Raw genomic sequence first — 9,135 nt, 5'->3', positions numbered from 1 at the left:
ATTGGTGGTGATTTGTGTACCGTGGTTGCTCACTGTGGTGTTCAGTGTGCTGATACTTGTGGTGTTTTGAGCAACGTTTTGGTTGGTTGCATACAGTTGGCGACCATTCACTGCATCTGTTGAGTTGGCATTCAGTGCGCCATCTTTAACATTAGTGATCGTGGTACCCGTTACTCCACCGCCTAAAGTAACTTTGTCTTTTGTTGCTGCATTGTCATACTTCACTGCTGCATTATCTGTTGCAGTTTGTGCATCAATAACGGATTTTAACTGCCCACCATTTACAGCATCTTTTGAGTTAGCCGCAACTGTACCATCAGCCACATTTGTTAGCTTAATTGGTGTTGTTGTTGAACCATTCGCATCTTGTAATCTTGTCGCAACATTTGCTGCCAAAACCTCTGCTGGCGAACCTATTTTATTACCACCAGCATCAACAGCCGTTGAAAGATACCATTTTCCATCACTTGCTTTAGTCAGTTTATTCCCAGTAGTATCCGTATAAACTACAGGCGATGCAGATTTAGTCGTTTGTATTTGACCAATTAAAGTATTGGTTACAGCATAAATTTGACTGCCATTAATTGCATCGGTCGAAGTTGCCGAAATTTCACCTGGCGCAAGGTTTTTAATTTGGCGCTCATTACCAATATTACCCACTGATACTTGTCGACCTGCATCAGATGCATTGCCAGCAAAACCACTTGTACCCACAAAGCCTGTAAAACCAAGCCCATTTACAGTCGCATTTTGTACTTTTGTTGCAGAACCATCTGTTTTGCTACCAGCACCTAAAGCAACACTACCATCTTTATCTGACGTTGCACCAACCCCTAACGCTGTTGAAGCTACACCATTGGCCTGAGTACGTGTACCAAATGATGTTGCTAGATTTCCTAATGCAGAAGCTTGAACACCAATTGCAACAGCACCATCTCCCGTAGTCGTTCCGTAATATTGGCTATTTGGACCTGTGGCAGCATCATAGGTACGAATTAAATTATCACCCGTTAAATTCTTATACGTCACAGCGGCAGGGGTATTATTATTGGTTCCCGCAACTTTGTTTAAATCATCTCCACCAATCGCAATAGATGAATTACCAGAAGCCCTAACATTCGCACCTAAACCAACAGATTGATCACCTTTCGTTTGAGCATCATAACCTATTGCAATACTCTGACCGCCTTGAGTACTACCAGTGTTCACTTTAGTAGTCGCGTTTCCACCAATTGCAATCGAGTTTGTTCCACTCGAATCACTTCCACATCCAACTGCAATATCCCCAGTACTATATGCAGCAGCTGTTGCTGCACAAAGACGTGTATCTATTGAATTATTTCCTACAGCAGCAAAGCTAAAAGCTGGCACAAGTACGGTAAATACAGCTACAGACAGCGCTTTGTAATTAAAAGCTTTTTCTAATGTTATTTCGTTTTTTTGATTGCTTGCAACATCACCAACAGTACCACTGTTTGTTTTTGTTTTACCTTTTGCAATTTCAGAAACCGCAACCCACGCCCCAAGAGAAGCATTCCAAACAATCTTATAAATTTTATTCATTCCAATACCTTTTAGTGATGTATTTCTCTTTAAAAATAAAGAGCGTGACTTATTGTTTTTTATTATGGCTAAATAAATGTGCAATTTGAACATTTATTTAATTTAAATGTTCAAATTGCACATTTACATAAGTAACAAAATATTTCCAAACTCCCGTTTAAAAAATTTATTCCTTCATGACCTGCCATATTTTTTTAATTTCAGGCAAAAAAAAAGACCTCATTAAAGAGGTCTTCAAAATCAAGTTTCTAAAAATTGATTAGGGTAATGGTGAATCACAAGGTGAAGGATCACTCATGCCTGGAAAAATAATTACAGGTGGATCAGCCATCACGCCATTACTCTTCCTTTCGTCAACATTTATATCAAATAATAAAGAAGGACATTGATTGATTTCAACATTATCAACACCTGTATATTTCGTATTGTAATTTAAGGTCCAATTCGAAATTTTTTGCGGCAAACTGAATTCATAACGGAAAATTCTACATTCTCCAGTAGCATAAAGATGAACGCTTTCACTATCTGAACAATTGAAATTTGCACCTTGACCAACCACCGCATTTCCATCTTGATCCAACAATTTTATTGGCGCTGTACATGCAGGAATATGCTCTAAAATTGGTTTATCTGTTAAATTCCGGACAATAATTTTTACAGCCGCATTATTTGGTTTTGCAACAGCAGTTTCAGCCAAAATAATATCAGTACCTTCAGTAATCAGCTTACCTGTATTTATATTTTCAAACTGAATCGTACGACTCACACCTGCACAATCTGGATCTGTTGGGAATTCTTGTAACTTAATCATTGAATTTTTCACGTAAAATTCCCAACCATACTGATCTTCAATACCATCCTTCGGACCACTATCAGGAATGCCCAGACCTGTACCAGACCCCCCTAGACTGACTCCACCAACTGTAAAATTTTCCCCACATCCGGTTAAAAACAATATGCAAAAAATAAAAGCATAGGCACGGCTATCACACATCGATCTCACCTGAATGGGGATCCTTACTAGCAGAAGTAAAGAAATAAGATTAAATTAAGAAATGTTCATTTTGGACATTTTATCAAATAATCTTTTTAGGGGAAATAATATTGTTATTATTCTTAAGTTAAATATCTTTTTCATCAAAAGCCAATAAACACGCAGCCAATCATAAAATGGTTATTTTTTTTCCTGCATATCATGCTGAAATACCCCTAATTTAAAATTAAATACAGCATCTTGACGACCTTCGTCCTGTTTGCAGTATTCCAGCGCTTCAGCCAAAATCTGTTTTGACATTTCATTCCATAATTTCATGCTGGTCTTTTTCAATTGTTCTACCGATGCAGAGGTTAATTCATTGGCAAAAAGTGCTTGCTCTAAAAATTTATTATCTTTTTCAATAATATTATGAATTCCTGCTGCTAAATGACTCACAATATGTACAGTAAATAACTGTTTAATTTCATCCATTTCAGGTGAAGGTGTAAAACTGTTTGTTTGTAATATGACATTTTCACCATCTTCTACAATGACACCAATACGTTTTAATTCCAGTAAAATTGAACGTGGATGCTTTTCTGTGGATATTTGTTTCACTAAATATTCAAAACTGTTTTCCTCTCCCGAAATCGGCAGAATATTGCTTAAATCTTGATGTATCCATAAAGCAACAACACGCGCAGGGACACTGCTTGATAAAACATCCATATAAGTAGCAGGAATAATCTGATGATCACCAGCATTTTCTGCACGTAAAGCGCTTACATCACGTCTGTTTAATCCTGACAGCAAGCTTACCGATGAATCTGTTTTTTTCTGATTTAAATACTCAAGTTCCTTAATTGCTTCATTATAAAACAAAGAACGCAAAGCAGCAGAAAACTCCGCATAGCCAATGCCAGATTTTACCATCCAGCGCACAAGTTCGTTCATAACCTGAAGTGTACACTCCAAAGTCGATTCAGCATTCTGTGACAAATGCGTAGATGTAGATAGCGTAGGCTGATCTAAACTTGAACTATGAATTAAAATCTTTTTCATATGCTGTTATATATTTAAAATAAATAAAGACCTATTAATTACTGATCATAACAAACCAGCTTGATGTAAAAAAATATTTTTGTTGGTTTTATTTTTTAATGCTGATTAATATAGAACACACTATTTATATTTTTCAATGATATTCTCCCTAAACCTCGAAAATTAAATGTTCAATTTTCACTTTATATTCAATATAGTATGACTACACAAAGAATCAAAATATGCTTAAGCCTCATACGCTGCTTGTTTTTCAGAAACTGGTTAGATATTTAGAGGGCTATTTAAAATCAAGCTTTATCCTCCAAGCTAATCAAGGATTTAGATTTTTTTTATATGACTGAACTAATTTTAAAGGTGCCCTATTCTTTATCCTGTCCGAAAGAAAAATAATATATAGAACAGTATAAAGCATAGAGATTATCGTTTGTATCTAGATTCCTACAAACATAAAACAGGTCAAATATAATAGATCTGTAATGTGCCTTCTGGAAAAAATAAAATTAATCTTATCAATAACCGTACTCAAAGTACTTATCTTCCTTATTTATAAAAAATTCCTTGAATCTTGAGAACTGGGCAGATTCTAAATTGTAGCTATCATTACAGCTATTTCATAAATACGATTATTCGGAATACTCCCCTAAAAGAACCATAGTCAAAAATAGCAATCTATTATCTTAAAAACCCAAGAAGATTTGATAAAACAATCCAAATTTAATGACAATCAGCCTGTCCATTCTAAAGCAGGTCGAAGCAGCGACACTTATGCCGAAGCTTTGCCATGAATAAGCTATGAGTACAGCAACATTTTATAAATGAAAGAACAAATTCAGTGAAATAGACTTGGCGATAATAAGGCGTCTAATTCAATTCAACATTTTATGTGGGGTACTATGTGGGACAAAAGCATAGATAAAAAAAAGACCCTTGATAATCAAGGGTCTTTTTTAATATTTGGCGGAAGCGGTGAGATTCGAACTCACGGAGGACTCACACCCTCGTCGGTTTTCAAGACCGGTGCATTAAACCGCTCTGCCACGCTTCCAATGGCGGCTATGATATAAATAAAATTCGATCTTAGCAAACACTTTTATACTTTTTTCTTACTGACTGCTTAAAATAAAATCAAAATCTGTTATTTTGACTATTTTTCAGGCTTTTCATAACGAATTTCATTGATATACCACAATTTTTTGCCTGATGGTGTCATGACCTCCACCTCATCATCGACTTGTTTTCCAAGCAACGCTTGCGCCATAGGTGAACCAATTGAAATATGTTGTGGGTGGTGATCATAAATTTCATCTACCCCAACAATACGCACCGTGATTTTTTCACCTTTATCATTTTCAATCTCAACCCAAGCACCAAAATATACTTTCCCTTCTTGTTCAGGGGAAAAATCAATAATTTTAAACTCTTCTAAACGCTTACCTAGGTAACGAACACGGCGGTCTATCTTGCGTAAAATTTGCTTATTATATTGGTATTATAACCCCACTACAAAACATACTATTTACAATGCTTTTAGAGAAAAAACACAAAAACAATTTACATAAAAATATGTAAACACCCCTAAATATATAATAAATAGTATATTTGGTAAGTTATAAAACCAAAATCATTTTGAGTATAAAATCGCTAGTTATTCGAACTGCCATACTTAGATTTCTAGCTAAAAATTAAAATAATAGTTATAGCTTTGTCTTCTTTTTAAGAAAAATCCATCCTGTGAGTTGAAGTCAAAAGCAGTAAAATTACATTTATTTCTTTAATATTGAAGTATATAAAAATTTTTGAATATGCATGATCTGATACTTCGTGTAAAGCTACGGCTAAAACTTCAACTTTAGACCTCTCCAAGTAATGATATAGATTTTTACCTAGAGATGATTTCAATTGCTTAATTTTTATAAGATACTGAATTTGGAAAATTTAGTTTGTTTCGCTATTGAATTTTAAGTATATATTTATGAAATAAACAATTTTAAATTTTTAGTGCTTATGAAAAATATAGATAAATTTAATTTCTCTGCGGATCGTCCAATTCATAATATTGATGAGGATTTGCTAGAAAGAGCAAAATTTTCGGAGAATTTAGCTGAAGCTATTAGTAACTGGAATGGTAAGGATAGCCTAGTTGTCGCATTATATGGGGATTGGGGAACAGGAAAGTCTTCAGTAAAAAATATGGCTTTAACATATATGAAGAGTAAAACTTCAAAGCCAATGGTTATTGAGTTCTCTCCATGGGAATGGGCTGCACAAGAAAAAATAACAAAAGCATTTTTTAATGAAATCTCGAAATCGATTGGAAAAGAAAACTCTTCAGAGAAGAATAAAAAGTTAGCAGATTCATTCAAAAAATATGGTAATTACCTTGCTGCAAGTGAAGTCATTTTGACATCTACATCTAATTCACTCCCATTTATAGTATCTGCAATAGCAGGAATAGGATTTTTCAATGCATTCTTAAATGACACAAAAATAATTACTTTAATCACTACAGGAATTGTTGCCGTAAGTCCTTTTTTGAAATGGGTAATAGAAAATTTAAAAAAATTAGCTGGGTATCATGATGAAAAAGCTAAGGATGGTGAAAAAGATTTGACAGAGATACGAAGTGAATTAAAGGTTGCATTACAGGAGCTTGAAAATCCTATTCTCATAGTTATGGATGATTTGGATAGATTAAGCACCTCAGAATTAAGGATGATTTTTCAACTTATAAAAGCGAATACAGAATTTCCGAATGTGACATTTTTACTCCTATTTCAAAGAAATATTGTAGAAGATAAGCTTACTGATACAACTCAATCTGGAAAGGATTATTTAGAAAAAATTATTCAAGTACCCTTTAATATTCCTAAAGTTTCACAAATACAAGTTCATAATGTTTTATTTGATCGTTTAAATAAAATATTAGAATTAGGTGAAAACTCTAATATACAATTTGATCAAGATCGATGGGCACAGCTTTATCATTCTGGATTAAAAAATTATTTTAATAATTTAAGGAGTGTATATAGATATACGTCTACATTATCATTCCATTTTTCTTTATTAAAAGGAAGAACTGTTTTTGAGGTAAACTCAGTAGATTTAATAGCTATAGAGTGTTTACGTGTATTTGAACCTGAAGTTTATAATGAATTGTCAATTTCTAAACATGCATTTACTAAATTTAAGTCAATAGGAAGTAACAGAGAAAATAATAAAGAAGCTTTGAAAACAACCATCGAATCTGTAATTTCAAAAACATCTGAGAGCAATAGAGAGACTTTGAAAAAAATATTAATCGAATTATTTCCAACTATCCAGTGGATTACAGGCAATAATTATTATGATTATGAATCATATAATAATTGGTTTTCTGAAGGTAGAATTTGTCATGATAAAAATTTTGAAAGTTATTTTCATTTATCATTGTCTGAAAATGAAATTACTAAATCTGATTTAGTTGATTTTATTAGTTTGACCGCTAATGAGAATTTATTAAAAAGTAAAATTTTAGAGTTAAATTCCAACGGTAAATTAAAAGAATTTCTTTCACAGTTTGAGTCATATGAAAATAAAGTGACAGAAGATTCAGCTATTCCATATATATCAGCTTTAATTGATGTTGGCGATTCGGTAAGTGATGATGATACAAGCTTCTTTGATATATTTGGTGCTCAATCTCTTATATATCGACTAATTTATAATTTTCTTTTACGCATTGATGAAAAAGAAAAACGTGGTGAGATATTATTGGAATGCTTTAATAAATCCAATGAATTTTTGATGATTGCAAAGTTGCTTTTATCGGAACAAGAAAAAAGGAATGAAAATAAAGAGACATTGTTAGATAATCCCGATTATATTTCAATTAAAGATTTCTTTGTAAACAAGTTAAAGATTTTAGCATTTTCGAATAAAGAGATTTTATTGGGAAATAAGTCACTTTTAACGCTTTTATATCGTTGGAAAGAATGGGGAGAAGTACAAGATATAACCACTTGGATAGATTTAATATTAACCAACTTTCAGGATCTATTAAAGTTTTTATCTCAAAGCATTCAGCATAGTACATCCTTTGATGGTAAACGCAGTAAAAAGCATTATTACATTAAAGCTAGTAATATCAATGAATTCTTTGATGTTGAGAGAATTGAAAAAATAATTAATAATGCTGATGAATCTAAATTAAATACTGAAGAAATATATACGATAAAGCTATTCAATGAAGGCATAGCGAAATTTCGTAATGGTAACGAAGAGCATTGGTGATGCCAATTCAAAATTGGCGTTTAGCGATGAATGGTTTCACGATTCAGTTCTATGATCGATTAAAAGATCATTTATAAAAAATCGAACTTACACAAAATAATTTACAGACTCAAATGATATACATTTTTTGGGTATGCGTATCTGTTTTAATTAAGATAATTTTTTATGAAAGCCTCGTCTTAAATCTAATTCCCCCCATATCTCAAATATATTTGTAGTATCCTCTTATCTCAGGAGATACTACCTAAATATATTCCGTTTAATATCTACTTGCATTCAACATAAATTTATTTTAATTAATTAAAACTAGTAGCCATCATCATCTTCTAAAAATGAAGTTTGATCCTCATCAGTAGATACTTTAATGCTTGGAATATATTGAGTAAGAGCCTCCAACTGCTCCGTATTGAAATATTTATTAGCAGGTTGAGCTATGCTTGAAACTTTGACTGACTTTGTGACATACATTTCATGAGATTTAGTATGGAAGAATTTTTTAACTTTTTTCATGATTGACTCCGATCAATCGAATAATATTGCAACTTAATATAATCTGATTTGGCCTTGTACTGGCTTGTAATCTAATCTACAACCACAACAGTTAAATTAGCTTTACCAATCTCAACGATTTTGCTTTCTTTCCCTTCAAGGGTATCTGAATCAAATCTTACGAAAATTCGATAAATATCACCAACAGCCATGCTTATTGCCCTTCTCCTTCTTCAAATACACCTTTTTTGTTTAAAAGCATATGTTTGATAGGCTTACTAGTTAACTGAGCAATATCCAAAAGATCACAAACCATTTGTTGTCCTAGCTGTTCACGCCTAGCAACTTCAACGATTTCCTGCATATTTTGAAACTCCTCAAAGCTCAGAACAACAACTTCGGGCTTATTGTTCGTGCAAACAAAAATAGGTTTATGACTATCTTTGACACATTGAACAATTTTACTCCAAGATTTACGAACATCAGTCGCAGAAACAGTTGCACCATTGATAAAAGTTAATCCATTCATATCTAAGACCTCATACTATATGGCAAAATTGTTTCATATTTGCCATATAGTTTAACTATACTTAAAGCATACAATATCTACAAAATTAACTATGTAATTTAACTCTTAATGATCTATTTGGAACAGAAATGACTGGTAGACTTATCTAGCAATCTGCAAACAATCATCTACTCTAAAAAATTTAATTAAAACCGCTTTCATAAAATTAATTCCATACATTATAAAAATTAAATTTCATATATTTTAA

6 protein-coding genes, 1 tRNA gene and 1 pseudogene are annotated in these 9,135 nt (G+C 32.7%); 1 reads left to right on the top strand and 7 read right to left on the bottom strand.

Annotated features, from left to right (window positions below):
- The 5 genes and pseudogenes from B9T30_RS16220 to B9T30_RS16200 all read right to left on the bottom strand — a co-directional run.
- A partial coding sequence (locus B9T30_RS16220) for an ESPR-type extended signal peptide-containing protein (RefSeq protein ID WP_264754384.1) occupies positions 1-1,563 on the bottom strand: 1,563 nt, incomplete at its 3' end.
- A 259-nt stretch (positions 1,564-1,822) separates the two neighbouring features.
- Entirely contained in the window at positions 1,823-2,557 is a 735-nt protein-coding gene (locus B9T30_RS16215; protein ID WP_086185910.1) for a hypothetical protein, read from the bottom strand.
- A gap of 180 nt (positions 2,558-2,737) precedes the next feature.
- Positions 2,738-3,601, bottom strand: a complete 864-nt coding sequence (locus B9T30_RS16210; RefSeq protein WP_086185909.1) for a DUF6502 family protein — start codon at positions 3,599-3,601, stop codon at positions 2,738-2,740.
- A 955-nt stretch (positions 3,602-4,556) separates the two neighbouring features.
- Positions 4,557-4,646 (bottom strand) — tRNA-Ser (locus tag B9T30_RS16205).
- A 99-nt stretch (positions 4,647-4,745) separates the two neighbouring features.
- Positions 4,746-5,090 (bottom strand): annotated as a pseudogene (locus B9T30_RS16200) (GreA/GreB family elongation factor); the annotation flags it as partial.
- 515 nt (positions 5,091-5,605) lie between these two features.
- Here B9T30_RS16200 and B9T30_RS16900 point away from each other — a divergent pair.
- Positions 5,606-7,870 carry a P-loop NTPase fold protein gene (locus B9T30_RS16900; protein WP_086185908.1) on the top strand — a complete coding sequence of 755 codons (2,265 nt, stop codon included), beginning with the start codon at positions 5,606-5,608 and terminating at the stop codon, positions 7,868-7,870.
- 306 nt (positions 7,871-8,176) lie between these two features.
- On the opposite strand, the gene B9T30_RS16185 is transcribed toward B9T30_RS16900, so the two are convergent.
- Together B9T30_RS16185 and B9T30_RS16180 are read right to left on the bottom strand one after the other, a co-directional pair.
- Positions 8,177-8,380, bottom strand: a complete 204-nt coding sequence (locus B9T30_RS16185; RefSeq protein ID WP_086185907.1) for a hypothetical protein — start codon at positions 8,378-8,380, stop codon at positions 8,177-8,179.
- Positions 8,381-8,573: 193 nt separating this feature from the next.
- The gene (locus B9T30_RS16180; RefSeq protein ID WP_086185906.1) at positions 8,574-8,888 is read right to left on the bottom strand and encodes a type II toxin-antitoxin system Phd/YefM family antitoxin; all 315 of its coding nucleotides are present in this window, start codon (positions 8,886-8,888) and stop codon (positions 8,574-8,576) included.
- Positions 8,889-9,135: the final 247 nt, after the last annotated feature.

This window comes from Acinetobacter sp. ANC 4973 (assembly GCF_002135275.1).
In the GTDB taxonomy this organism is placed as follows: Bacteria; Pseudomonadota; Gammaproteobacteria; order Pseudomonadales; family Moraxellaceae; genus Acinetobacter; species Acinetobacter kyonggiensis.
The sequence above is the reverse complement of the archived record's forward strand: the minus strand, read 5'-3'. Positions and strand labels throughout refer to the sequence as shown.

Bases quoted from the DNA above. Each gene is read 5' to 3' on its own strand.
- B9T30_RS16215 (WP_086185910.1), bottom strand. From the start codon at position 2,557: ATGTGTGATAGCCGTGCCTATGCTTTTATTTTTTGCATATTGTTTTTA.
- B9T30_RS16210 (WP_086185909.1), bottom strand. From the start codon at position 3,601: ATGAAAAAGATTTTAATTCATAGTTCAAGTTTAGATCAGCCTACGCTA.
- B9T30_RS16900 (WP_086185908.1), top strand. From the start codon at position 5,606: ATGAAAAATATAGATAAATTTAATTTCTCTGCGGATCGTCCAATTCAT.
- B9T30_RS16185 (WP_086185907.1), bottom strand. From the start codon at position 8,380: ATGAAAAAAGTTAAAAAATTCTTCCATACTAAATCTCATGAAATGTAT.
- B9T30_RS16180 (WP_086185906.1), bottom strand. From the start codon at position 8,888: ATGAATGGATTAACTTTTATCAATGGTGCAACTGTTTCTGCGACTGAT.